This window comes from Streptomyces sp. ISL-11, assembly GCF_018614525.1.
Classification (GTDB): domain Bacteria; phylum Actinomycetota; class Actinomycetes; order Streptomycetales; family Streptomycetaceae; genus Streptomyces.
The window spans coordinates 22594-47539 of record NZ_JAGGOL010000023.1 but is presented as its reverse complement, the minus strand read 5'-3'; the positions used below and the strand labels follow the sequence as shown (position 1 = coordinate 47539).

Below are 24946 nucleotides of genomic sequence, written 5' to 3'. Positions count from 1 at the left end.
GCCCTGACGGTGTCCTCAGCGGTATGGGTGCGGAAACGTTCCCGGACGGTGTTTTCACGCCCGTCCTGCGCTCCGGCCGCCCCGAGGCCCAAGCCTTCCTCGCCGGTCTGGCGAAGGCGTGGACCCATGGTGTCGGTGTGGACTGGGCCGTTGCTTTCGAAGGCGTGGGCGCCTCCCGCGTCGACCTCCCCACCTACGCCTTCCAGCGCGGCCACTACTGGCTCGAAGGCGGGCCCGAGGCTTACGGCGACATGACGTCCGTCGGTCTCCTCGCGCCCGAACACCCCTTGCTCGGGGCGGCAGTCGACATCGCCACGGGTGACGGTGTCGTCTACACCACCCTCCTGTCGCTGAAGACCCACCCGTGGCTCGCCGACCACCGCATCGGCGATGCCGCCGCGCTGCCCGGCGCCGCTCTGCTGGACCTCCTCGCCCACGTCGGCGAGCAGGTGGAGCTCCCCGTGGTGGAGGAGCTGACGATGTCCGCCCCCATCCGCATCACCGACACCGGCGGCACCGCCCTTCAGATCGGTGTGAGCGCCCCCGACGACCGGCAGCGGCGCCAGGTGCGGATCCACGCCCGCACCGGCGACGGCGAGCTGTGGACCGAGCACGCCGTCGGCACGCTGGCAGCGTGGCAGGACAGCAGCGCCCCCACCCCGGCCCCCGCGCCGTGGCCCCCGGCGGACGCCGCCCCGCTGGACCTCGACGGCCTCTACGACGACCTCCAGGCCACCCACGGGACGCCACTTGTCCATGGGCCCTCCTACCAGGGCGTACACGCCGTGTGGACCGCCGAGGAGCGCGTGTACGCCGAGGTGCGCCTCCCCGAGGTGGCTCACGGTGCCGACGCCGACGGGTACGGCGTCCACCCGGCCGTCCTGGAAGCGGCCCTGCAGCCGCTCGCCCTCACCGGCCTCCTCCCGGAATCCGGCACACCGCACCTGGCATTCGCCTGGTCCGGGGCCCGGCTGCACGCGACCGGGGCGACGTCCCTGCGCGTAACGCTGACCCCCGCCGGCCCCGACGCCGTCAACGTCAGCGCCGCCGACGACACCGGCGCCCCCGTCCTCGACATCGAGACGCTGCGCCTGCGCCCCCTCTCGGCGGCCGACCTGGCACAGCAGGACGGCCGGCGGGCACCCGAGCACGACGCCCTGTTCGAGATCGACTGGGTTCCCGCGGCCCAGGGCTCCGCTCCCGCCGACGCGGTGGAGTGGGCCTTCCACGCCGACCTGCCGGGCGACACGACCCTCCCGCTGCCGCCGGTGATCGTGTTCACCCCGGGGGCGGCCGACCCGGCGCGGACCGTTCCCGAGCGCGCGCACGCCATTACGGAGCAGGTGCTCGCCCTGCTCCAGGAGTGGCTGGCCGACCCGAGGACGGCGAAGTCCCGCCTTGTCGTGGCCACTGCCGCGACCGGCGACGACCGGCTGGTCCTCGAACCCGTCCGCGGCCTGGTGCGCTCCGCGCAGAGCGAGAACCCGGGGCGCTTCGTCCTCCTGGAAGCCGACCGCGTCGACGACGCCACCCTCCGCGCGGGCCTCTCGGCCGGCTGGGACGAGCCGCAGATCGCGGTGCGCGACGGCCGCCCCTACGTGGCCCGCCTCAAGCGCGCCCGGGTCGACTCCCCGGCCCCCGACCCGGAACTGGCCGGCGGCACCGTCCTGGTGACCGGTGCGACCGGCGGCCTGGGCCGGCTCGTGACCCGGCACCTGGTGACGGCCCACGGCGTGACCGACCTGCTCCTCGTCTCCCGTTCAGGGCTCGACCAGGCGTGGGCCGACGAGCTCACCGCCCTCGGCGCGTCCGTCCGCATGGTGGCCGCCGACGTCGCCGACCGCGCGGCCATGGCCGAGGTCGTCGGCTCGGCCGGGCCCCGGCTGACCGCCGTCGTCCACACGGCCGGAATCGTCGACGACGGCCTGGTGGCCACGCTCGACCCCGACCGGCTGCACGCGGTCATGCGGCCCAAGGTGGACGCGGCCTGGCACCTGCACGAGCTCACCGCGGACCTCGGCCTGCGCGCCTTCGTCCTCTTCTCCGCCGCCGCCTCGGCCTTCGGCGGCGCCGGCCAGGGCAACTACGCCGCGGCCAATGCCTTCCTCGACGCCCTCGCCACCCACCGCGCCGCCCACGGGCTGCCCGCGGTGTCCCTCGCCTGGGGCCTGTGGGCCGGTGCGAACGGCGGCATGGGGGGACGGCTCGGCGAGACCGACCTGGCCCGCATGGAGCGCGGCGGCATCCGGCCACTCTCCGCCGAACTCGGCCTCGCCCTGTTCGATGCCGGCCTGACCGCCGACCGGCCCACCCTCGTACCCGTCCGGGCGGACTTCACCGCCCTGCGCGGAGCCGACGCCGTCCCCGCCCTGCTGCGCGGCCTCGTCCCCAGGAAGGCCCGCCGGGCAGCCGTTACCAAGGCCGCCGGGAGCAGCGGCTCCCCGCTCGCCCAGCGGCTGGCCGGCCTGCCCGGGGCCGACCAGCACCAGCTGCTGCTGGACCTTGTCCGGGGTACCGCCGCCACTGTTCTGGGCTTCGCCGGGGCCGAGGCCGTCGAGGCGCGGCGAGCCTTCAAGGACGTCGGTTTCGACTCCCTCACCGCGGTCGAACTGCGCAACCAGCTCACCGCGGTCACCGGCCTGCCGCTGCCCGCCACCCTGGTCTTCGACTACGCGACACCGGCCGCCCTCGCCGACCACCTGCGCGCCGAACTTCTCGGCGGCACGGACGACGCCCCCGCCGCCGTGACACCCACGGCGGTCACCGCCACCGACGACGACCCCGTCGTCATCGTCGGCATGGGCTGCCGCTTCCCGGGCGGCGCCGACTCCCCCGAGGAGCTCTGGCAGCTCCTGGCCTCGGGCGGCGACGCCGTCGCCGAGTTCCCGGCGAACCGCGGCTGGGACATCGACAGCTTCTACGACCCCGACCCCGACCGGGTGGGCAAGAGCTACGTGCGCGAGGGCTCGTTCCTGGAGAACGCCGCCGACTTCGACCCCGGCTTCTTCGGGATCGCACCGCGCGAGGCCCTGGCGATGGACCCGCAGCAGCGGCTGCTGCTGGAGACCTCCTGGGAGGCCATCGAGCGCGCGGGCATCGACCCGACGTCGCTGCGCGGCAGCCGGACCGGTGTCTTCGCCGGCACGAACGGCCAGGACTACGGCGCCCTCCTGCAACGCTCGCCGAAGGAGTCGGACGGCTACCTGGCGACGGGCAGCGCGGCCAGCGTCGTCTCCGGGCGCCTCTCCTACACGTTCGGCCTCGAAGGCCCCGCGGTGACCGTGGACACGGCGTGCTCGTCGTCGCTGGTGACCCTGCACCTGGCGGTGCAGGCGCTGCGGGCGGGGGAGTGCTCGCTGGCGCTCGCGGGCGGTGTGACGGTGCTGTCGACCCCGGGCCTGTTCGTGGAGTTCAGCCGCCAGCGCGCCCTGTCCCCGGACGGCCGGTGCCGGGCGTTCTCGGACGCCGCCGACGGCACGGGCTGGGGCGAGGGCGCGGGCATGCTGCTCCTGGAGCGACTGTCGGACGCGCGCAGGAACGGCCACCCGGTACTGGCGGTGGTCCGTGGCAGCGCGGTGAACCAGGACGGTGCGAGCAACGGCCTGACCGCGCCCAACGGCCCCTCACAGCAGCGCGTCATCCGCGCCGCCCTCGCCAGTGCGCGGGTCTCTGCCGCGGACGTCGACGCCGTCGAGGCACACGGCACGGGCACCACGCTGGGTGACCCGATCGAGGCGCAGGCCCTGCTCGCCACCTACGGCCAGGACCGGCCGGAGGACCGGCCGCTGTGGCTCGGCTCGCTGAAGTCCAACATCGGGCACACCCAGGCCGCCGCCGGTGTCGCGGGCGTGCTGAAGATGGTGCTGGCCATGCAGCACGGGGTGCTGCCGGAAACCCTGTACGTGGGGGAGCCGTCGCGCCAGGTGGACTGGTCGGCCGGTGCCGTGGAGCTCCTCACGGAGCAGCGCGCCTGGCCGGAGACCGAAGGCCGGCCGCGGCGCGCGGGAGTGTCGTCGTTCGGCGTGAGCGGCACCAACGCGCACGTCATCCTGGAGCAGGCCCCGGAGCCGGCCGAGGCCGCCCCGGAGGCCGCGGAGCTTCCCGCGGTGCCGTGGGTCCTCTCCGGCCGCGGCGCGGACGCACTGCGAGCCCAGGCCGCCCGCTTGCTGGACCGTGTCGAGGGCGACGCCGAGGTGTCGCCGGTGGACGTGGGCTGGTCGCTCGCGTCCGGCCGCACCGTGTTCGACCACCGCGCCGTGGTGATCGGCACCGCCCGCGACGAGCTCCTCGCCGGTGTCCGGGCGCTGGCCCGGGGCGAGGAGGCTCCGGGGCTGGTGACGGGCCTGCCGGAAGGTGTGACAAGGGCCGGTGGCCGAGTGGTGTTCGTCTTCCCCGGTCAGGGTTCGCAGTGGGTGGGCATGGGCGCCGAGCTGCTGGATGCCTCGCTGGCGTTCGCGGAGCGGATGAGCGAGTGCGCTGCCGCGCTGTCGGCCTACGTGGACTGGTCGCTGCTCGATGTGCTGCGGCAGGTGCCGGGTGCGCCTGGCCTGGACCGGGTCGATGTGGTGCAGCCGGCGTCCTGGGCGGTGATGGTTTCTTTGGCGGAGCTGTGGCGTTCGTACGGTGTCGAGCCGTCGGCTGTCATTGGTCATTCGCAGGGTGAGATCGCCGCTGCCTGTGTCTCCGGGGCGCTGTCTCTGGACGACGCGGCCCGGGTCGTCGCGCTGCGGTCGCAGGCCATCGCCGAGAGCCTGGCCGGGCTCGGTGGCATGGTGTCCGTCGCCCTGCCGCTCACCGACGTGGAAGCCCGTATCGCCCGGTGGTCTGGTCTGATCGAGGTCGCCGCGCTGAACGGTCCGACGTCCGTGGTCGTGGCAGGTGACCCGGGGGCGCTGGACGAGCTGATCGCCGAGTGCGAGGCGGAGGGCGTTCGCGCCCGCCGTGTCCCGGTCGACTACGCCTCCCACACCTCTCACGTGGAGCGCATCTCGTCCAAGCTCGCCGAGGTGCTGGCCGGTGTCAGCCCGCAGCCGTCGAGCGTCCCGTTCTACTCCACCGTCACCGGTCAGCCGGCCGATACGACGTCCCTGGACGCCACGTACTGGTACCGGAACCTGCGGCAGATCGTCCGCTTCGAGGAGACCGTCGCCACCCTCCTGGAAGCGGGCGACGCCACCTTCGTCGAGGTCTCCGCCCACCCCGTCCTGACCATGGCCGTGCAGGAAACCGCGGAGACCCGCGACGCCCGGCAGACCGTCGCGCTCGGGACCCTCCGCCGCGACGAGGACACCCTCGGCCGGTTCCTCACCTCCCTCGCCGCCGCGCACGCCCACGGTGTCCCCGTCGACTGGACCCGCGCCTTCGACGGTGCCGCGGCCTCCCTCGTCGACCTTCCCACCTACGCCTTCCAGCGCCGCCGCTACTGGCTGGAGGTCAGCACCGCCGCCAACGGCGACGTGGCGTCCGTCGGCCTCTTTCCCGCTGAGCACCCCCTCCTCGGCGCGGCCGTCGACCTGCCGGGCTCCGGCGAGATCCTCCTCACCGGGCGCATGTCACGGCGCACCCACGGGTGGCTCGTCGGGCAGACCGCGAGCGACCCCGCCGGGGGTGCCGTGCTGCTCCCCGCCACCGTCCTCGTCGAACTGGCCGTCCGCGCGGGCGACGAGGTCGGCTGTGACGTGCTGGAAGAGCTGACGCTCCAGACCCCCCTCGCCCTGCCCGGGCGAGGCGGGGTGCAGCTGCGGGTGCGGGTCACCGCACCCGACCCGGCGGGGCGCCGCACCCTCAGCGTCCACTCCCGGCCCGAGAGCGACGCCGTGGCCCTCGACGCCGCCGCGTGGACGCACCACGCCACCGGCGTGCTGACCACCGGCGCCGCCACCCCGTCGTGGGACCTCACCGACTGGCCCCCCACCGGCGCCGCCGAGGTGGCGACCGACGAACTGGACGCCGTGTGGCGCCGCGGCGACACCGAGGTGTTCGCCGAGGTGGCCCTCGACGACGACCGGCGGAACGAAGCAGCCCGCTTCGGCCTCCACCCGGCCCTCCTCGACGCCGCCCTGCACGCGGCACATGTCACCGCCGGCGGCACCGCCCCCGGCAAGCCGTGGCTGCCCATCTCCTGGCGCGGTGTCCGTCTCCACGCCGCCGGTGCTTCCGCGCTGCGCGTACGGATCACCGGGACCGGCCCCGACGAGTACACCGTCGCCCTGGCCGACACCACCGGCGCCGTCGTGGCGACGGTCGACGGCCTGACGATGGCCCGCGTCGACCTCGCAGCCCTCGCCGGCGCCCCCGGAGAGGACGCCCCGCGGCAGGCCCCGCGCCTCCCGGCCCGCCGTACCGCCACCGGCCACCGGAGTCCCGCCGGCTCCGCCACGGCCACCGGCCCGGCCCTCGCGCAGCAGTTGGCCGGACTCCCGGCCGCCGAGCAGACGGCCCTGCTCACCGAGCTCGTACGGGCCGAGACCGCCGTGGTCCTCGGCCACCCCTCACCGGAGACCGTGGAACTCCACCGGGGCTTCTTCGAGCTGGGCTTCAACTCCCTGATGTCGGTGGACCTCCGCAACCGCCTCGCCGCGGCCACCGGGCTGCGCCTGCCCACCGCTTTCCTCTTCGAATTCAGCATGCCGGCCGCCGCCGTCGCCCACCTCCAGCGCGAACTGACCCGTCCCGGCGCCACCGGCGCCCCCGAGGCCCCGGCCACCGCGCCGGACGGTCTCGAAGCGATGTTCCGGCAGGCGTTCGAGGACGGCCGGAACGAGGCCGGCAACGACTTGATCATGGCCGCCTCGGCGCTCCGGCCGGCCTTCGACAGCGCGTCCGCCGCCGCCCACGTCCCCGACGCCGTCCCGCTGGCCGTGGGGGAGTCCAGGCCCCGCCTGCTCTGCCTGCCCGCGGTCGTCGCCACCGCCGGGCCGCACCAGTACACGCGCTTCGCCGAGCACTTCCGCGGCCGGCGCGACGTCACGGTGCTGCCCCAGCCGGGCTTCCTCGACGGGGAGAGCGTCCCCGCCGACATCGAGGCCCTCGCCGAACTCCACGCCGAGAGCGTGCGCCGGCACGCCGCCGACGCCCCGTTCGTCCTCGTGGGCCACTCCGCTGGCGGCCAGATCGCCCACGCCGTCACCGCCCGTCTGGAGAGCCTCGGGATGCCCCCGGCGGCCCTGGTCCTCCTGGACGTGCCGTGGCCGGACGACGAGGCCGACGACGATGTCGTCACCGCGATGCTGGGCGTGGTCTTCGACCGGGAGGAGAAGCTCGGCGGACGGATCATCAACGGCACCCGGCTGACCGCCATGGGCGGCTACCACCGCGTCCTGGCCGCCTGGCGGCCCGGGGCCATCAGCACCCCGACGCTCCTCGTCCGGGCGTCGGACCCTATGCCGGCCCCCTCCGGGGATCCGGCCGAGGCCGCGATGCTGCGCGTGACCTGGCACCAGGACCACGACGCGCTCGACGTGCCGGGCAATCACTTCACCATCGTCGAGGAGCACGCCGGCTCCACGGCTCGCGCGGTCGAGGAATGGCTCGCCGAAACCCTCTGACGGGCAAGAACAGCACCACCTAAGGAGTCACCGCTCGTGAACCACCACATCGCCTTCCTCGGCGCCCCCTACCAGGGACACGTGAACCCCACCCTGTCCGTGGTCGCCGGCCTCACCGGCCGCGGCCACCGGGTCAGTTACGTCACCGCCCCCCAGTTCGCCGAGCAGGTCGCCGCCGCCGGCGCGGAGCCCGTCACCTACACGTCGGTCTGGCCCGCCGACCGCAGCGTCCGGGCCGACCTGACCGCCGACGAGCTCGCGGGCGGCCCGCTCCAGCTGCTCCGGGAGAACATCGCGGCCGCCACCGCCGCCGAGTCCGCCCTCGCCGCCGACCGGCCGGATCTCGTCGTCTACGACACGCTCATGAACTTCGCCGGCCGGGCGCTCACCGAGAAGTGGGGCCTGCCCGCCGCGCAGTCCGTGCCCGTGCTCGCGTCGAACGAGCACTTCTCCATGCTCCAGGCCCTCGCCGGGGACTTCCCGCCCCTCGACCCGCAGCACCCGGCACTGGCCGAGTTCGGGGCGAAGCTCGTGGAGTTCCGGGCCGGCCACGGCCTGCCCGCCCCCGAGGCCGCCGACTTCCTCGGCGTCGCCGAGGACCTCAACCTCGTCTTCGTGTCCGAGGACTTCCAGCCCGCCGCGGACACCTTCGATTCCCGCTACGTCTTCGTCGGGCCCGGCCTCGCCGACCCCGCCGCCCAGGGGCCGTGGGCACCGCCCGGGAACGGCGACCCCGTGCTGCTGATCGCGCTGGGCACCCTCTTCAACGAGCGGCCCGACTTCTACCGCGCGTGCCTCGACGCGTTCGCCGGACAGCCCTGGCACGTGGTCATGGCCACCGGCCACACCGACCCCGCCGACCTCGGCCCCCTGCCGCCCAACTTCGAGGTGCACCGGCACGTCCCGCAGCTCGCCGTCCTGGAACACGCCCAGGTCTTCCTCACGCACGCCGGACTGCGCAGCACCATGGAGGCCCTGTACTTCGACACCCCGACCGTGGCCGTCGCCCAGTCCGTGGAGCTGGACTTCAACGCCCGCCGCACCCAGGAACTGGGCCTCGGCGTGCGGATCGCCCGGGACGAGGTCACCCCCGAGGCACTGCGCGCCGCGGTGCGGGCGGCCGGGGACCCGGAGATCCGGCAGCGGGTCGCCGCCGCGGGCGAACGCGCCCGCGCCGCCGGCGGCTCCGCACGCGCCGCCGACGAGATCGAAGCCTTCCTGGAGCGTGTCTGAGTGCGGGGGAACACGCCGCCGGACCCCTGGGCCGGCCGTACGGTACTGGTGACCGGTGGACTCGGATTCATCGGCTCGCATTTCGTCGAAGAGCTCCTGGACCGCGGTGCGGAAGTCATCTGCGCCTATCGCACCGAAAAGTCCGCCGTCATCGATGAACTCCCTACCAGCGATGCGCTGCACTTGCGCCGTTTCGACCTCCTCGACGCGGACGCACTGGCCGCCGCCGTGGATTCCGTAACGGACCGGACCGGCACAGGTGTTGACGCGATCATCAACTGCGCTACGCTGGACGGGAATATGAAGTTCCTGCTCGAGCAATCGGGCAGAATGCTCGACGAAAACGCGCGGATGGTCTCCAACGTGCTGAATTTCGCACGCAGTCGGGCAGTGTCCGACACCGTCCTCGTGAGTTCGGCCGAGATCTACTCGTACGCGGGCTCGCACCCGATGCGCGAAGAGGACGACCACCGGCGGCACATGGAGTATTCGCCGAACGGCTACCGGCTGTCCAAGATGTTCACCGAGGTCATGGCCGACCTCTACCGCGGCCAGTACGGGATGAACATCTACACACCGCGCCCGAGCAACGTCTACGGCCCCCGGGACGACTTCGAGGGCTCCACCAACCACGTCATCCCCAACATGCTGGCGCGGCTGGCCGCCGGCCGGGACATCGAGATCTGGGGGGACGGCAGCCAGACCAGGACCTTCATTCACGTGCAGGACCTGGTCCGGGCCGTCCTGTGCATGGTGGCGGACGGCACGCACCACACCCTGAACATCGGCACCGAGGAAGCGGTCTCCATCCGTGACCTCGCCCACCTGGTGGCGGCCACCGCCGGCCACGCCGAGCGGGTGCGCATGGACCCGGACAAACCCGTCGGCGCGAGCCGGCGGGCGCTCGACCTCGAAAAGCTGCACACCCTCGCCGACTTCACTCCGAGAACGCTGGAGGACGGATTGCTCGACACCGTCCGTTGGTTCCAGAAGCACCAGGCACAGCTGCAAAGGGCACTATGAAGATTTCACTGCTGACATTCGGGACACGCGGCGACGTCCACCCCTTCATCGCGCTGGGGGCCGGTCTCGTCGCCCGCGGTCACGAGGTCGCGCTGGCCACCTCCGCCGACTTCCGGGAGATGGTGGAGAAGGCCGGGCTGAACTTCCGGGAGATTCCCGGTAGCGGTAAGGACTACTTCGCCACCCCCGCGGTCGTCGATTCCATCCGCAAGAGCCCCTCGTCGATCCGCACGGCCCTGAAGATGCCGAAGCCCAGCCTCGACGAGGTCGTCGAGTCCATGGAGCGGATGTACGAGGCCGGGCAGGACGCCGACTTCATGCTGAACGCCCTCATCACCCGCGGGGTCGGATACGCCGGCCCCGGGGTGCCGTGGGGCACCGTCTCCTGGTGGCCGATCACCGCCACCGGCGAATTCCGGGCCTACAACACCCCGGACCTGCCGCTGGGCGCGCCCTGGACCCGCTTCACCCATTTCATGAGCGCCCAGATGGAATGGCAGTGGAACCGGCCCGCCGTCAACAGGTTCCGGAAGCGCCGGGGCCTGCCCGCCCTGGGCATGGCGTCGCCCGCGGCACGGCTGGGCACCGACCAGCCCATCCTCTATCCCTACAGCCCCTCCTTCATGCCGCCGCCGCGCGACTGGCCCCAGCGCGCCCACGTGACCGGCTACTGGACCCTGGACCGCACCACCGAGCCGCCCGCCGACCTGGTGGAATTCCTCGACAGCGGCCCCGCGCCCGTGGTGCTCGCCCTGGGCAGCGCCTGGCCGGTCTACGGCGAGCGCACCCTGGAGCTGGTCCGGGACGCCGTCCGCAAGGCCAAGCGGCGCCTGGTCGTCGTCGGCGGCCCCGAAGGCGACCTGCCCGACGACGAGTTCCGCACCGGGGAGGTCGACTACGGCTGGCTCTTCCCGCGCGCCGCCGCCGTCATCCACGGCGCGTCCTTCGGCACGACCGCCGACGTCCTGCGCGCAGGGGTGCCGCAGGTGACGGTGCCCTGCTGGGCCGACGGCCCGTACTGGGCTGCCCGGCTCGCCGCACTCGGCGTCTCCGCACCGCCCGTGCCGTTCCAGAAGCTGACCGGCGGAGCCCTCACCCAGGCCGTGGCCCAGGCCGTCGACGAGCCGGGCATCGCCGAACGGGCCGCCCGCCTGGGCGAACTCGTCCGCGCCGACCGGGGCGTGGAGACGGCCTGCGACCTCATCGAGCAGTGGGGCGAGGCCCGGCCCGCCTGACGCGGCCGCCCCGCCCCGCCCGGGCGCCACCCGGCCCGGCGCACCCCCATCCCACCCTGAGCTAGGAGACTGATCCCCCCATGACCACGTACGTCTGGGACTACCTGCCGGAATACGAGAACGAGCGCAAGGACATCCTCGACGCGGTCGAGACGGTCTTCAGCTCGGGCCAGCTCGTGCTCGGCGCGAGCGTGCGCGGCTTCGAGGAGGAGTTCGCGGCCTACCACGGGCTCGGGCACTGCACCGGTGTCGACAACGGCACCAACGCCATCAAGCTGGCCCTCCAGGCCCTCGGCGTCGGCCCCGGCGACGAGGTGATCACGGTGTCCAACACCGCGGCCCCCACCGTCCTGGCCATCGACGGCACCGGCGCCACCCCCGTCTTCGTCGACATCAGGGCCGAGGACTACCTGATGGACACCGACCAGGTCGCCGCCGCCATCACCCCCCGTACCAAGGCCCTGCTGCCGGTGCACCTCTACGGCCAGTGCGTCGACATGGCGCCCCTGCGCGAACTCGCCGACCGGCACGGGCTCGTCATCCTCGAGGACTGCGCCCAGTCGCACGGCGCCCGCCACCACGGGCGGATCGCCGGGACCATGGGCGACGCCGCCGCGTTCTCCTTCTACCCCACCAAGGTCCTGGGCGCCTACGGCGACGGCGGCGCGGTCGTCACCGACAGCGAGGCCGTCGACGCCGCCATGCGGCGGCTGCGCTACTACGGCATGGAGAAGGTCTACTACGTCGTCCAGACCCCCGGCCACAACAGCCGGCTGGACGAGGTCCAGGCCGAGATCCTGCGCCGCAAGCTCACCCGCCTCGACACCTACCTCGAGGGCCGCCGCGCCGTCGCCCGCCGCTACGAGGAGGGCCTCGGCGACCTCACCGGCCCCGGCGGCCTGGTGCTGCCGACCGTCAACCCCGGCAACGACCACGTCTACTACGTCTACGTGGTCCGCCACCCCCGCCGCGACGAGATCATCGAGCGCCTCAAGAGCCACGACATCTCGCTGAACATCAGCTACCCCTGGCCCGTCCACACCATGACCGGCTTCGAGCACCTCGGCTACGCCAAGGGATCGCTGCCGGTGACCGAGGCGCTGGCCGAGGAGATCTTCTCGCTGCCCATGTACCCGTCGCTGCCCGAAGCCCTCCAGGACAAGGTGATCGCCGCCCTGCGCGATGTCCTGACAACGCTGTGACGATCTCTCGCCCTGAGACTCCCGGGAGGAGCCCCATGAAAGCACTGGTGTTGTCCGGCGGCATGGGACTGCGGCTGCGGCCGTTCAGCCACTCCATGCCCAAGCAGCTGATCCCGGTCGCCAACAAGCCCGTCCTGGTCCATGTGATCGAGGGCCTGCGGGAACTGGGCGTCCACGAGATCGGGGTGATCGTCGGCGATCGCGCCGAGCAGATCCGGGCGGTCCTCGGCGACGGCTCCGCCTTCGATGTGGAGATCACCTACATTCCGCAGGCGGCCCCCCGCGGCCTCGCCCACTGCGTCTCCATAGCCCGGGACTTCCTCGGCGACGACGACTTCGTGATGTACCTGGGCGACCAGATGCTCACCGAGGGCGTCCAGGAGATCGCCCGCGACTTCCGCGCCGAACGCCCGGACGCCCAGGTCGTCGTTCACCGGGTGGCCGACCCCCGCGCCTTCGGCGTCGCCGAGGTCGACGGGAGCGGCCGCGTCGTCCGGCTCGTCGAGAAGCCGGAACGCCCCGTCAGCGACCTCGCCGTCGTCGGTGTGTACTTCTTCACCCCCGCGATCCACCGGGCCGTGGCCGCCATCGAGGCCAGCGCCCGCGGCGAGCTGGAGATCACCGACGCCATCCAGTGGCTCGTGGACGACGGCGCCGACGTGCGCGCCCGCACCTACACCGGTTTCTGGAAGGACGCCGGGAAGGTCGACGACGTCCTGGAGTGCAACCGCGAACTCCTCGACCGGCAGAAGCCCGCCGTCCTCGGCGACGTCGACGCCGCCAGCGAACTGATCGGCTCCGTCGTCGTCGAGAAGGGCGCCCGCGTCCTGCGCTCCCGCATCGTCGGCCCCGTGATCGTCGGCGCCGGCGCCGTGGTGGCCGACAGCGACATCGGCCCGCACACCGCCATCGGCCGGGAGTGCCTGCTCAGCGGCACCGGCATCGGCTACTCCATCGTCCAGGAGGGCGCCAGCGTGCAGGGCGTCACCGGGGTGCACGCCTCGGTCATCGGCCGGGACGCCAGCGTCACCTCCCCCGCCACCGGCAGCCTCAACCGGCTCGTCGTCGGCGACCACGCCACGGTCGAGGTGGCGGCCGCATGAAGCTCCTGGTGACCGGCGGCGCGGGCTTCATCGGCTCCTGCTACGTCCGTACCCTCCTGGACGGCGGCTACCGCGGCTACGAGGACGCCTCGGTGACCGTCCTCGACAAGCTCACCTACGCGGGCAACCGCGCCAACCTCCCCGCCCACCACGACCGGCTCGACTTCGTCGAGGGCGACATCTGCGACCTGCCCCTGCTGCTGGACCTGCTCCCCGGGCACGACGCCGTCGTCCACTTCGCCGCCGAGTCGCACGTGGACCGCTCCCTGGCGGCCCCCTCCGCGTTCGTCCGCACCAACGTGGCCGGCACCCAGACCCTGCTGGAGGCATGCGTCCGCACCGGCGTCCAGCGGGTCGTGCACGTCTCCACCGACGAGGTGTACGGCTCCATCGAGACCGGTTCGTGGACGGAGGACTGGCCGCTCGCGCCCAACTCCCCCTACGCCGCGTCCAAGGCCGGCAGCGACCTCGTCGCCCACGCCTACTGGCGCACCCACGGCCTCGACCTGTCCATCACCCGCTGCTCCAACAACTACGGGCCCTACCAGCACCCCGAGAAGCTCATCCCGCTGTTCGTCACCAACCTGCTCCGGGGCGAGCCGGTGCCCCTGTACGGCGACGGCGCCAACATCCGCGAATGGCTGCACGTCACCGACCACTGCGCCGCGATCCAGCTGGTCCTGGGCGGCGGCCGGGCCGGCGGGATCTACCACGTCGGCGGCGGCAACGAGCGCACCAACCGCCAGATCACCGACGCCCTGCTGGAGCTGTGCGACGCGCCCCGGGACCTCGTCCGGCACGTCGCCGACCGCAAGGGCCACGACCTGCGCTACTCCCTGGACGACACCAGGATCCGCACCGAGCTCGGCTACGCCCCGGCCGTCCCCTTCGAGGCCGGGCTGCGCGACACCGTGGCCTGGTACCGGGACAACGCGGCCTGGTGGGAGCCCGTCAAGGGTCTGCGGGCCGCGGCATGAGCACACCGACGCTTCCGGGCACCCCGGCGGGCACCGCTTCCGTGCTGAGCCCCGGTGAGGACCCAGGCCTGCCCGCCCGGCTGGCGCTCTCGGCGCGGGCCGTGGACGGGGTGCTGCTGCCCACCGCCGAGTTCGACGACTGGCTGGAGGGGCGCCGGGGGGCCCACCCGTTCCGCGTCGAACGGATCCCCTTCGCCGCGGCCGACGGCTGGAGCTTCGATCCGGCCACCGGCAACCTCGGCCACCGCAGCGGGCGGTTCTTCACCGTCGAGGGCCTGCGGGTCCGCTCCGACCGCGGCCCGTACCGCGCCTGGCACCAGCCCGTCATCAACCAGCCCGAGGTCGGCATCCTCGGCATCCTGATGAAGGACTTCGGCGGGGTGCCGCACTTCCTGATGCAGGCGAAGATGGAGCCCGGCAACACCAACCTGCTCCAGCTCTCGCCCACCGTCCAGGCCACCCGCAGCAACTACACCCGGGTGCACCGGGGGGCGGCCGTCCGCTACATCGAGCACTTCGCCGGGCCGGGCCGCGGCCGGGTCGTCGCCGACGTCCTGCAGTCCGAGCACGGCGCGTGGTTCTACCGCAAGCACAACCGCAACATGCTCGTGGAAACGGACGCCGACGTGCCCGTCGGCGACGACTTCTGCTGGCTGACGCTCGGGCAGATCAACACGCTGCTGGGCCGGGACAACGTCGTCAACATGGACTCCCGCACGGTGCTGTCGTGCCTGGCGCCGTTCCTGTCCCACGGGCGGGACCACGAGCCCGGCGCGGGCGGGGCGCTCACTCCCACGCCCGAGCTGCTGAGCTGGATCACCGGGCAGCGCAGCGACCGCGAGGTCGAGACGGACCGCGTCCCGCTGCGGGAGACCGAGGGCGCCGGCTGGCACCGGGGTGCCGACGAGATCGCCCGTGAGGACGGGCGGTTCTTCAGCGTCCAGGCGGTGTCGGTCGAGGCCGGCAGCCGGGAGGTGACCGGCTGGAGCCAGCCGCTGTTCGCCCCCCGCGGCCCGGGCGTCGTCGCCTTCGTCGTCCGGGAGTTCGGCGGGGTCCTCCACCTGCTGATGCGGGCCCGGGCCGAGCCCGGCTTCCGCGAGACCGTGGAGCTGGGTCCCACCGTGCAGTGCGTCCCGGAGAACTACGACCCGGCGCACCGGCCGCACCTGCTGGACCACGTCCTGGCCGCCGACCCGTCCCGCGTCCTGTACGACGTGGTGCACTCGGAGGAGGGCGGGCGCTTCCTGAACGCGGTCGGCCGCCACCTGATCGTCCGCGCGGACGACTCGTTCCCCGCCGAGATCCCCGACGACTGCGCGTGGTTCACCCTGCCGCAGCTGAGCGGGCTGCTGCGGCACGGCCACTACGTCAGCGTCCAGGCGCGGACCTTGTTGGCCTGCCTGCACAGCCTGGGCTGACGGGGCGGGCGTGGGGCCGGTGCGGGGGTCAGGCGGCGGCTTCGCCGTCGAGACGGAGGACGCCGTCCCGCTCGGTGTACCGCTCACCGGTGGACGGGCAGACGAAGTCGCCGTCGTCGTTCTCGCGCAGCGGTACGCCGGCCCGGCCCACCCACCGGATCCGGCGGGCCGGGGCACCGGCGACCAGGGCGAAGTCGGGTACGTCACGGGTGACCACCGAGCCGGCCGCGACCGTCGCCCAGCGGCCCACGGTCACCGGGGCCACACAGACCGCGCGGGCGCCGATGGAGGCGCCGTCGCGGACCGTCACCCCGACCGGAGTCCAGTCCCCGGCCCCCTTCGGCACCCCTTCCGGGGTGACCGCACGGGGGTAGGAGTCATTGGTGAGGACGGCGGCGGGGCCGATGAAGACGCCGTCGCCCACCCGGGCCGGCTCGTAGACGAGGGCGAAGTTCTGGACTTTGCAGTTGTCCCCGAGGGTCGCCCCGGGGCCTATGTACGCGCCGCGTCCGATGCTGCAGTCACGGCCGACCTCCGCGTCCTCCCGGATATGCGCCAGGCCCCAGACGACCGTCCCGGCGCCCACTCCGGCCCGCTTGTCGACCTCGGCGCCGGGATCGATTTGTGCATCCATCGCTTCTCCTCACCGGAAATTTTCGCGAGCATACCGGAAACGGCTCCCGAATGTGAATGAGTGAACGTAGTTCGATCTTGCGGGTGTGAGGTGTTGAGTGCGATACTCGCCGGGTCTGGTCCAAACACCGGACGAAGCTGTGACGGGGGAAGTTGTAGCAGTTAGCGGGGGGTTCGTCGCCGACCCTTCCGCAGGCCATTGGCGTGTGCCGAGTCCGGTGGATTCCCGGTGCCGGCCGCCGTGCGCCTCCTCTTATCCCGCGAAGCAAGTCCTGCTGTGTGTAGTGAACGTGAGGGGAATCCGTAATGCGGGTCGAGGACGTGTACATCAGCTCTGTCGGCGTGCACCTGCCGGACTGGGTGAGCGTGGACGACGCGGAGGGGATCGGCGACTACCAGCGGGGCGAGTTCAAGGCCGCCGGGCTGACCGGCACCTACCTCGCTGGTGACACCCCGGCCGTCGACATGGCTGTTTCCGCAGCTCGCAGCGCTATCGAGCGGTCCTCCGCGAACACCGCCGACATCGACTCGCACATCCACGGCAGCGTCTACTACCAGGTGCCCGAGGGTGCCTACGCGCCCGGCTACATCCTCCGCGAGCTCGGCACCGGGAACATCAACTCCTTTGACATCCAGCAGGGCTGCAATGGCATGCTGGGTGCCCTGGAGGTCGCCATCGGCCAGCTGACCGGCGCTGCCAAGATGCAGAACGTGCTGCTCACCACGGCCTCCAACTTCACCACCCCGCTGTTCAACCGGTGGATGGACTTCGGCACCAACTCCGTCTACTCCGACGGTGCCGCCGCGGCCGTGGTCAACAGTGCCGGCGGATTCGCCAAGGTCCGGTCCATGAATTCCGGAACGCTGCATGAGCTGGAGAAGTGGCATCGCGGTGAGGAATCGCTTCTGCCGCCTCGCGGAGAATCCTCCAAGCACTTCAACATGGGCGAGCGCTCGCAGCATTTCATCGACAATGAAATGCCGCTCCCGCAGCTCTTCGAGAGCTTTTTCAAATTCGATCTGGGCGTTATCAACGATTCCCTGGTCGATGCCGGCATGACCGCCGAGGACATCACCAAGGTCATCACGATCAACGTCGACAGCCGGATGATCGACCAGGCCCTCATGCGACCCCTGGGCATTCCCGCGGACCGGCTGTGCGCGGAGTTCGGGAAGTCGGTCGGCCACTCGGGCGGCGCCGACATCTTCATCACCCTCGACCACCTCGCCCGCACCGGTCAGCTGCAGCCGGGCGACAACGTCCTGATGACGTCCCAGGGCCCCGGGTGGATCTGCTCCTCCTGCATCCTGACGATCACCGAGGTCCCCTCGTGGGGTGAGCCGAAGTGACCGCGCGCCACGACACGGTCGCCGAGACCGTCAAGCGCATCGTCCTCGACGAGGCACGGTGCCCCGCCGCAGTGGCCGACGTGCCCGACGACGAGCCGCTCGACGGCGGCCTGCTCAAGGTCAGCTCCATGGCGCTGCTCGGCATCCTCACCCGGCTGGAGGACGAGTTCGGGGACGCCGTCCCCGACGACGTGTTCGCCGGCCGCAGCCTCAAGAGCGTCCAGGACCTCATCGACCTGGTGACCGCCCCGGAGGCGCCGTGACCGCGCCGACGACCGAGCCGGCGCCGGAGCCGGCCGTACGAGCCGAGCTGCTCGACTGCCTCCAGGCCAACCTCGGCCTCCTCGCGGACCGGCTCCACGGGCCCGGCACCCACCTCCGCCTCGGGGCGCGCCTGGGCTTCGCCCCCCGCCCCGGGCAGCACGGCCTGCCCACCGTCGAGCCCTCCCTGGACGACCACTTGGCGGACGCTCGGGATCTGCTGGGCCTGGTGGTGGAGAGCCGCGAGCAAGGGGTGCCCGGTACGAAGGTGGCCGCCACGGACGAGCTCCTCTACGTCGTCGCCGACGCCTACCACCTGCCGTGGGGACCGTACTTCGGGAACAAGCACGTCGAACACAGCTTCCTGGTGGAGCCGGAGGACGACGGCACCGGCATCACCGTCAGCGACGCTTACCACAACGACACCCAGTGGGGCCGCGCCAGGCCCGTCCAACTCCGCTACGAGCGCGCCGAACTGGCCGCCGCCCTCGACGCGATACCCGAGGGTGCCGAGGTGGTCCGGCTCACCGCCGGACCCCTCGGTGACGCCCCCGCCCCGGAGCGCACGCTCGACGCGCGGTGCGTGACGGACTACCTGCGGGCCTTCACCGAACACACTGACCGGCCGCAGGCGTTGGAGCAGTTCACGCTGGAGACCTGGCTGCTCGCCCGCACCCGGCGGCTGCACGCCGCCTACGCCGCCGGCGCGGCCGGTGCCGAGCCCCGGCTCGTGCGGGAGCACCTCGCCCGCTGGGACGGCCTCGTCGAGCACGCCTACCTGGCCTTCCGCCGCGTCGCCCGCGGCCGGGCGGAGCCGCCCGAGCTGCTCGACCGGGCCGGCGAGGTGCTCCACGCCGATGCCACCGCCCTCGGCGGCACCCCATCGGAAGCACGGACGGAAGGCGAACACGCCGCTGTCGACGACCGGCTCCGCGCCACGGTGCGCGAGGTCGTCGCCTCCGTTCTCGGCCTCGACGAGGACCAGTTGCCGGAGACGGAGCTGACCGGCCTCCCGGCATTCAGCTCCCTGCGCATGGTCGAGATCGTGGAGTGCCTGGAAACGGAGTTCCAGGTGGAATTCGAGGCCGCCGACCTGGTGCCCGAGAAGCTGCACCGCATCAGCGATCTGTGCGCCCTGGTGGGCCGCGCACTCGACGGCCCCCGGCCGTAGACCGAACTTCAGGACATAGGACTCAGAAAGGCGCAGGATTCACCGTGGACGCCCGCTTTACCGAGATACTCACGCCCTTCCTCCCCTACCTCAACGATCACCCCCTCACGGACGAGACGCCGCTGCGTGAGTTCGGCCTCGACTCCATGCAGGCCATCGAGCTGATGTTCGCCGTCGAGGACACCTTCGGCGTCGAACTCCCCGACGAGCTGCTCACCGAGGAGACCTTCAGCACCGCGGGCAAGCTGTGGGGCGCGGTGTCCGGCGCGATGCCCGAGGCGATATGAGCGCCCGGCAGGACGTCCGCCCGGACCTCGCGGACGCGGTCGCCGAGGTCCGCGCCCTGGCGGAGAAGAACGCCCGGACCACCGACGAGGCGGCCGAGTTCCCCGCCGACGTCCTCGACGCGCTCCGCGGCACCGGCCTGCTCGGCCTGCTGGTCCCCACCGGACACGGCGGCCTCGGCGGCAGCGTCGACGACATGCTGGACGTCAGCATCGCCCTCGGCCGCGCCGACATGTCCGTCGCGATGATCTACTCGATGCACTGCCAGCAGGTCGCCGGCGTCGTCCGGCACGCCGGCGAGCGGCTCGCCGGGGAACTGCTCCCCGAGATCGCCGCCGGCCGGATGTACCTCGCCTCGGTGACCACCGAAGCCGGCAAGGGCGGCCACCTCCTCACCTCGGAGGCCGAACTCGCCGCCGGGGACGGCCACCTGGACATCGACCGGTTCGCGCCGATCGTCACCGGCGGCAGCCACGCCGACGGCTTCCTGATCACCATGCTCAGCCCCGAGGCCCGCTCGCCCGGCGAGGTCTCCCTGGTGTACGCGCACCGCGACCAGCTGACCGTCACGCCCTCCGGCGAGTGGAACCCGCTCGGCATGCGCGCGAGCCACAGCACCGCGCTCCAGCTCACCGGCCGCGTCCCCGGACACCAGGTCGTCGGCGAGCACGGCCAGTTCCGGAAGATCGTCCTGGAGACGTTCAGCCCGATGGCCCACCTCGGCTGGTCCGCCTCCTGGCTGGGCACCGCCGCCGGCGCCCTCTCCCGGGTGCTGCGCATGCTCCGCACCCCCGCCGGGCGCAGGAACGGCCTCGACTCCGAGCTGCTGCTCTCCCGCCTCTCCCGGTCCCGGCAGCGGCTGGAGAGCGTGCACGCCCTGATGCGGCACACCGCCGACGTCCTCGCCCAGGTGCGGGCCGACGGCGACGACGTGTCCCGCCCCCGGTACCAGCTGCTGATCAACTCGCTGAAGATCACCGCGTCCGAGGAGTGCCACCGGGCGGTCGAGGACCTCATCGACGCCGTCGGCCTGCGCCACGGCTACCTCAAGGACTCCCCGACCGGGCTGGAGCGGGCCCTGCGCGACCTGCGCTCGGCCGCCCTGAACTACGGCAACGACCGGCTCCACCTGGCCGACGGCAGGCTCGCCCTGCTCGACCCGGAGGTGCGTTTTGCCTGAGGCGCCCACCGGGCCGCCCGCCGGCGCCGAGGCGAAGGACATCGTCTCGGCGCTTGCCCGGGCGGGGGAGCTCGCCGCGCTCTACAGTCGGCGGCCGGCCGGCCGGCTCGACCCGCTGGTCCTCCGGCGGATCCTCGCCGAAGCCGACGCGCGCGGCCCCCAGGGCACCGTCCTGGCCCTGCTCGTCCAGCTCGCCACGGCCGTACCCCTGCTGACGGAGACCGCCACCTCGCCCCTGGCGCAGCGGATCCTGCGGGAGGCCCTGGACGGCACGGCCCTGCTCGCCCTCGCCGCCACGGACGAGACGGCCGGCTCCGACCTCACCGCCCTCGGCACCACCGTGGACCTCGGGGAGGACGGCGGCGACCTCGTCGTCCACGGCACCAAGCGCTGGGTGACCTCCGCCCTGACCGCCGACCACGCCCTCGTCCTGGCACGCCACCGGCCCGGCCGGCACTTCACCAGCTTCAGCTGGGTGCTCGTCCCGCTGTCCGCGCCGGGGGTCACCGCCCGCCCCGCGGACACCGCCATGTTCGAGGGCTCCGGCGTCGGCCACCTGGAGCTCGACCACGTCACGCTCTCCCGTGAGCACCTCCTGGGCCGCCCCGGCCGCGCGCTCGCCCTCTTCGCCCGGCACATCGCCGTCGAACGGCTCGCCTCGGCCGCCTGGGCGATCGCCCTGTGCCGGAGAGTGATCACCGACACCGAACGCCTGCTGCGGGAGCGGCTCGTGGCGGACGTCCCGCTGAGCCGATCCGCGAGCGTCCGGCAGCGCCTGGCCGGCTGCGCCGTCCAGGCCGCCTCCCTCGACGCTCTGTGGACGCACTCCCGTGAGAGCATCGCCACCGACCGGGACAGCACCGCCGCCGCGGTACTCAAGGCCGCCTCCGGCACCACCGTCGAGAGCGTGCTCACCACCTGCGCGCAGCTCCAGGGCGCCGACGGGTTCGCCACCGGCGGCATCCAGCAACTCCGCGCCGAAGCGGCTGTGTTCGGCATCGGCGGCGGCACCACCGAAGTGGTCCTCGACACCGTCGCCGACCGCCTCGACGCCGTCCTGAACGGGCTCGCGCCATGACCCCGCGGACCGTCGAGGCGGCCCCCGGCATCTGGGTGGCCACCCACCAGGGACCCCCGGCCCGGCACCTCCTCACCGACGAGGACCTCGCCGGCGCCGGACGGCTGCCCGGCTGGCAGGCCGCCCAGCACCTCGCCGGGCGGTCCGCCCTGCGCCACCTGCTCACCGCCCGCTTCCCCGAGGCCGCCCGGGCCCGCGTGGTCTACGGCCCGCACGGCCGCCCGGAACTGGCCGGCCTGCCCCGGATCGACATCAGCGTCTCCCACGACGGCGAGCTGGGCGCCGCCTGCGCCGCCCGGGACCGCGCGGTCGGCGTCGACATCCAGCACGCCCCCGAGGTCCTCCGGCCCGGCCTGCTGCGCCGCTGCCTCAAACAGCACGCCCCCGTCCTCGACCGCCTGCCGCCCGCCCGCCGCAACCTGGAGTTCGCCTGGGTGTGGACCGTCCAGGAAGCGTGCGTCAAAGCCGCCGGCACCGGCCTCTCCGGCCGCCCCTGGGCCATCGACGTAACCCCCCTGACCCGCCTGGGCAGCTGGGGCGCCTACCGGTGGGTGAGCCTGCGTGAGCATTCCCCCGTACCACTGAGCTGCGCGTTCGCCGAGCCGCCCGCAGCGAGCACCTTTCAGGAGGCCGCGTGAACGAGCCATGGGAACTGAGCTGCTACACCGCGAACCTGGTGGCGTACCTCGCCCCTGAGGCCCCGGCCGTCATCGAGGACTTCGCGGACGCCGTCCGGCTGTCGGTCCGCACCGACCCCCCGGAGGGCGGCACGGCGTTCGCCCACCACACCCGCGTCGACATCGGCGCCGACGGCCACGGCCTGGCCTACCGCGGCGCCACCGGCTGGACGGACACCCGCACCGCCCTCGAAGCCGAACTCCGGCGACACGGACGGGTCCTCGCCATCGGCAACACCCGCCACATCCCCTGGTCGCCGTCCCACGAACAGGGCGAGACGCCCCACTGGCTGCTGATCCACGGCCACGCCGACGGCAAGTGGTCCGTCCGCGACGACTTCGAGGCCCTCACCCCGCACGGCGAACAGACCCCCTGGGCCGGGCTGCTCGACGACGAGGAGCTCCGCCGCCTGCTGACGCCCCTCAGCCTCCTCACCCCCGAGGCCGCCAACCGCGACCGCTACGCCCTGGGCCGGCCCGTCGACCTGCCCGACCCCGCCGGCCACCGCTGGCTGGAGCGGGCCGCCCTGCCCCCGCAGCCGGACGACGGCGCCCTCGAAGGAATCTGGGTGCACGGCACCGTCCCCGTGCTGCGCCACGTCGCCGACCGCATCTGCCCGGACCCCGCCGCCCTGGACCGGCACGCCGACGACCTCTGGACGGCCGCCCGCCACCAGCGGTTCCTGCTGGCCGCCCGCCCGCAGGAACCCGAGGCCACCGCCGAGGCCGTCGCCGCGTGGGGGGAACTCCCGCGCGCGATCCGCTTCGCCCTCGCCTCCGCCGAACGGGGCCGGCCCCGGCCCGCCCTGGTGGAGAAGGCCCTGGCCCGGGTCATCGACGCCGCCGGACGCCTGGAGCCCCAGGGGGAGCACCATGACGCCTGACCCCGCCCCGCAGACCGCGGACGGCCGCGGCCTGTACGAGTGGTTCGCCGCCTCGGCACGCCGCCACCCCACCGCCGTGGCCCTCGAAGTGGCGGGCGACAGCCGCACCTACGCCGAGCTGGAGACCCTCGCCGGGCACCTGGCCGCCCAGGCCGTCGCGGCGGCCGACGGCCGGCCGCCCCGCCGGGCCGGGCTCCTCGCCGCCCGCACCCTGACCGCCTACGCGGGCTACCTGGCCCTCCAGCGCCTGGGCGCCACCGTCGTGCCCCTCAACCCCGGTTTCCCGCCGGCCCGCAACGCCGCCGTCGCGGCGGCCGCCGGCCTCGACTTGGTGCTCGCCCAGCCCGGCGCCGACACCACCGGACTGCCCGCGCCGGTGCTCACCGCCGATGCGGCCGCGCTCCCGGCGAACGGCGCCGCCGACGTGCCCCCGGCCCACCGGCCGGACCCGGCCGACACCTGCTACATCCTCTTCACCTCCGGCTCCACCGGCACCCCCAAGGGCGTGCCGATCCTCCACCGCAACGTGGCCGCCTACCTCGGCCACGTCATCGGCCGGTACGAACTGGGCGTCGGCGCCCGGGTCTCGCAGACCTTCGACCTCACCTTCGACCTGTCGGTCTTCGACCTCTTCGCCACCTGGGGCTCCGGCGCCACGCTCGTCGTGCCGGACGCCAACGACGTCCTCGCACCCGTTCGCTTCGTCACCCGCGAGCGCATCACCCACTGGTTCTCCGTGCCCTCGGTGGTCTCCTTCGCCATGCGGCTGCGCGGGCTGACTCCGGACAGCATGCCGACCCTGCGGTGGAGCCTGTTCTGCGGCGAACCCCTCACCGCGGCCCAGGCCGCCGCCTGGCGGGCCGCCGCGCCCGGCAGCGTCCTGGAGAACCTCTACGGGCCCACCGAACTCACCCTCAGCTGCACCCAGTACCGGCTGCCGCCGGCCGGCACCCCCAGCGGGGCCCCGGCCGGCGACACCGTGCCCATCGGTCACCTCTACCCCGGCCTGGAACAGCTCGTCGTCGACGAGGACGGCCACCCGGCCACCGAGGGCGAGCTGTGCGTCCGGGGCGTCCAGCGGTTCCCCGGCTACCTCGACCCCCGGGACAACGCCGGCCGGTTCCTCCGCTTCGACGGCGGCCGGGCCACCGTCGTCCAGGAGGCACAGCCCCCGGCCGACGGCCTCTGGTACCGCACCGGTGACCGGGTCCGCCAGGACCCCCGCACCGGTCTCGTCCACCTCGGCCGGCTGGACCAGCAGGTGAAGGTGCGCGGCTACCGCGTCGAGCTCGGCGAGATCGAGACCGCCCTGCGCGCCCTCCCCGGCGTCCGGGACGCGGCCGTGGTCACCGTCCAGGGGCCCCGCGGCGACACCCGCCTCGCCGCCGCCTGCACCGGCGACGACCCGGACCCCGGCCGGCTGCTCACTGAGCTGGGCGCCCTTCTGCCTCCGTACATGGTCCCCGAGACCCTCACCCCGTACGACGTCTTCCCGCTCAACGCCAACGGGAAGACCGACCGTCTCGCCCTGCGCGAGGCCCTCGCACCGCGGCGCAGGCCGGCCCGGTGACCCCGCCGGCGCGCGGCCCCACGGGGCGCGCGACGGCCAGAGCGGGGGCCCAGGCCCCCTCCGCACCAGCTCAGAAATGAGAGATCAGCGTTGGACAGCCACTCCGATCCGATACGTGT

General features: G+C 73.2%; 18 protein-coding genes. 17 read left to right on the top strand and 1 reads right to left on the bottom strand.

The window, feature by feature from the left end:
• Nucleotides 1-23 precede the first annotated feature (23 nt).
• The 8 genes from J7E86_RS06460 to J7E86_RS06425 all read left to right on the top strand — a co-directional run bounded on the left by J7E86_RS06460 (nt 24) and on the right by J7E86_RS06425 (nt 15738).
• Nucleotides 24-7547 carry a type I polyketide synthase gene (locus tag J7E86_RS06460; protein WP_251018747.1) on the top strand — a complete coding sequence of 2508 codons (7524 nt, stop codon included), beginning with the start codon at nt 24-26 and terminating at the stop codon, nt 7545-7547.
• 36 nt (nt 7548-7583) lie between these two features.
• Nucleotides 7584-8780 carry a macrolide family glycosyltransferase gene (locus J7E86_RS06455; protein ID WP_215080537.1) on the top strand — a complete coding sequence of 399 codons (1197 nt, stop codon included), beginning with the start codon at nt 7584-7586 and terminating at the stop codon, nt 8778-8780.
• A gap of 48 nt (nt 8781-8828) precedes the next feature.
• On the top strand, nt 8829-9803 hold the full coding sequence (locus J7E86_RS06450; RefSeq protein ID WP_308312491.1) for an SDR family NAD(P)-dependent oxidoreductase: 975 nt from the start codon (nt 8829-8831) through the stop codon (nt 9801-9803).
• Nucleotides 9800-11038, top strand: coding sequence for a glycosyltransferase (locus J7E86_RS06445; protein WP_215080535.1), 1239 nt, complete (start codon nt 9800-9802; stop codon nt 11036-11038). The genes J7E86_RS06450 and J7E86_RS06445 overlap by 4 nt, the downstream gene beginning before the upstream one ends.
• Before the next feature lie 80 nt (nt 11039-11118).
• Nucleotides 11119-12240, top strand: a complete 1122-nt coding sequence (locus J7E86_RS06440; RefSeq protein WP_215080534.1) for a DegT/DnrJ/EryC1/StrS aminotransferase family protein — start codon at nt 11119-11121, stop codon at nt 12238-12240.
• A gap of 35 nt (nt 12241-12275) precedes the next feature.
• Nucleotides 12276-13343, top strand: a complete 1068-nt coding sequence (locus tag J7E86_RS06435) for a glucose-1-phosphate thymidylyltransferase (protein WP_215080533.1) — start codon at nt 12276-12278, stop codon at nt 13341-13343.
• Complete coding sequence (rfbB, locus tag J7E86_RS06430) at nt 13340-14320, top strand: dTDP-glucose 4,6-dehydratase (RefSeq protein WP_215080532.1); 981 nt, start codon at nt 13340-13342, stop codon at nt 14318-14320. Before J7E86_RS06435 ends, rfbB begins: the two co-directional genes overlap by 4 nt.
• On the top strand, nt 14317-15738 hold the full coding sequence (locus J7E86_RS06425) for an NDP-hexose 2,3-dehydratase family protein (protein WP_215080531.1): 1422 nt from the start codon (nt 14317-14319) through the stop codon (nt 15736-15738). Before rfbB ends, J7E86_RS06425 begins: the two co-directional genes overlap by 4 nt.
• A 28-nt stretch (nt 15739-15766) precedes the next feature.
• Here J7E86_RS06425 and J7E86_RS06420 read toward each other — a convergent pair whose 3' ends face one another.
• A complete protein-coding gene (locus tag J7E86_RS06420; RefSeq protein WP_215080530.1) occupies nt 15767-16372 on the bottom strand; it encodes an acyltransferase in 606 nt (201 codons plus the stop codon).
• 305 nt (nt 16373-16677) lie between these two features.
• Here J7E86_RS06420 and J7E86_RS06415 point away from each other — a divergent pair, with 305 nt between their 5' ends.
• Genes J7E86_RS06415 through J7E86_RS06375 form a run of 9 tightly spaced genes read left to right on the top strand, consistent with a single transcriptional unit; the run spans nt 16678 to nt 24827 of the window.
• A complete protein-coding gene (locus J7E86_RS06415) occupies nt 16678-17721 on the top strand; it encodes a ketoacyl-ACP synthase III family protein (RefSeq protein WP_215080529.1) in 1044 nt (347 codons plus the stop codon).
• Complete coding sequence (locus J7E86_RS06410; RefSeq protein ID WP_215080528.1) at nt 17718-17984, top strand: acyl carrier protein; 267 nt, start codon at nt 17718-17720, stop codon at nt 17982-17984. Before J7E86_RS06415 ends, J7E86_RS06410 begins: the two co-directional genes overlap by 4 nt.
• A complete protein-coding gene (locus J7E86_RS31775; protein ID WP_215080527.1) occupies nt 17981-19153 on the top strand; it encodes an acyl carrier protein in 1173 nt (390 codons plus the stop codon). The genes J7E86_RS06410 and J7E86_RS31775 overlap by 4 nt, the downstream gene beginning before the upstream one ends.
• Before the next feature lie 44 nt (nt 19154-19197).
• A complete protein-coding gene (locus J7E86_RS30835; protein ID WP_215080526.1) occupies nt 19198-19440 on the top strand; it encodes a phosphopantetheine-binding protein in 243 nt (80 codons plus the stop codon).
• Nucleotides 19437-20618, top strand: coding sequence for an acyl-CoA dehydrogenase family protein (locus tag J7E86_RS06395; RefSeq protein ID WP_215080525.1), 1182 nt, complete (start codon nt 19437-19439; stop codon nt 20616-20618). Before J7E86_RS30835 ends, J7E86_RS06395 begins: the two co-directional genes overlap by 4 nt.
• Nucleotides 20611-21696 carry an acyl-CoA dehydrogenase family protein gene (locus J7E86_RS06390; RefSeq protein ID WP_215080524.1) on the top strand — a complete coding sequence of 362 codons (1086 nt, stop codon included), beginning with the start codon at nt 20611-20613 and terminating at the stop codon, nt 21694-21696. The genes J7E86_RS06395 and J7E86_RS06390 overlap by 8 nt, the downstream gene beginning before the upstream one ends.
• Complete coding sequence (locus J7E86_RS06385) at nt 21693-22334, top strand: 4'-phosphopantetheinyl transferase superfamily protein (protein ID WP_215080523.1); 642 nt, start codon at nt 21693-21695, stop codon at nt 22332-22334. Before J7E86_RS06390 ends, J7E86_RS06385 begins: the two co-directional genes overlap by 4 nt.
• On the top strand, nt 22331-23257 hold the full coding sequence (locus J7E86_RS06380) for a hypothetical protein (RefSeq protein WP_215080522.1): 927 nt from the start codon (nt 22331-22333) through the stop codon (nt 23255-23257). The genes J7E86_RS06385 and J7E86_RS06380 overlap by 4 nt, the downstream gene beginning before the upstream one ends.
• Nucleotides 23247-24827 carry an amino acid adenylation domain-containing protein gene (locus tag J7E86_RS06375; RefSeq protein WP_215080521.1) on the top strand — a complete coding sequence of 527 codons (1581 nt, stop codon included), beginning with the start codon at nt 23247-23249 and terminating at the stop codon, nt 24825-24827. The genes J7E86_RS06380 and J7E86_RS06375 overlap by 11 nt, the downstream gene beginning before the upstream one ends.
• Nucleotides 24828-24946 lie beyond the last annotated feature (119 nt).

Coding starts and splice junctions, on each gene's coding strand:
- J7E86_RS06460 (WP_251018747.1), top strand. CDS start 24: ATGGGTGCGGAAACGTTCCCGGACGGTGTTTTCACGCCCGTCCTGCGC.
- J7E86_RS06445 (WP_215080535.1), top strand. CDS start 9,800: ATGAAGATTTCACTGCTGACATTCGGGACACGCGGCGACGTCCACCCC.
- J7E86_RS06440 (WP_215080534.1), top strand. CDS start 11,119: ATGACCACGTACGTCTGGGACTACCTGCCGGAATACGAGAACGAGCGC.
- J7E86_RS06435 (WP_215080533.1), top strand. CDS start 12,276: ATGAAAGCACTGGTGTTGTCCGGCGGCATGGGACTGCGGCTGCGGCCG.
- rfbB (WP_215080532.1), top strand. CDS start 13,340: ATGAAGCTCCTGGTGACCGGCGGCGCGGGCTTCATCGGCTCCTGCTAC.
- J7E86_RS06425 (WP_215080531.1), top strand. CDS start 14,317: ATGAGCACACCGACGCTTCCGGGCACCCCGGCGGGCACCGCTTCCGTG.
- J7E86_RS06420 (WP_215080530.1), bottom strand. CDS start 16,372: ATGGATGCACAAATCGATCCCGGCGCCGAGGTCGACAAGCGGGCCGGA.
- J7E86_RS06415 (WP_215080529.1), top strand. CDS start 16,678: ATGCGGGTCGAGGACGTGTACATCAGCTCTGTCGGCGTGCACCTGCCG.
- J7E86_RS06395 (WP_215080525.1), top strand. CDS start 19,437: ATGAGCGCCCGGCAGGACGTCCGCCCGGACCTCGCGGACGCGGTCGCC.
- J7E86_RS06385 (WP_215080523.1), top strand. CDS start 21,693: ATGACCCCGCGGACCGTCGAGGCGGCCCCCGGCATCTGGGTGGCCACC.
- J7E86_RS06375 (WP_215080521.1), top strand. CDS start 23,247: ATGACGCCTGACCCCGCCCCGCAGACCGCGGACGGCCGCGGCCTGTAC.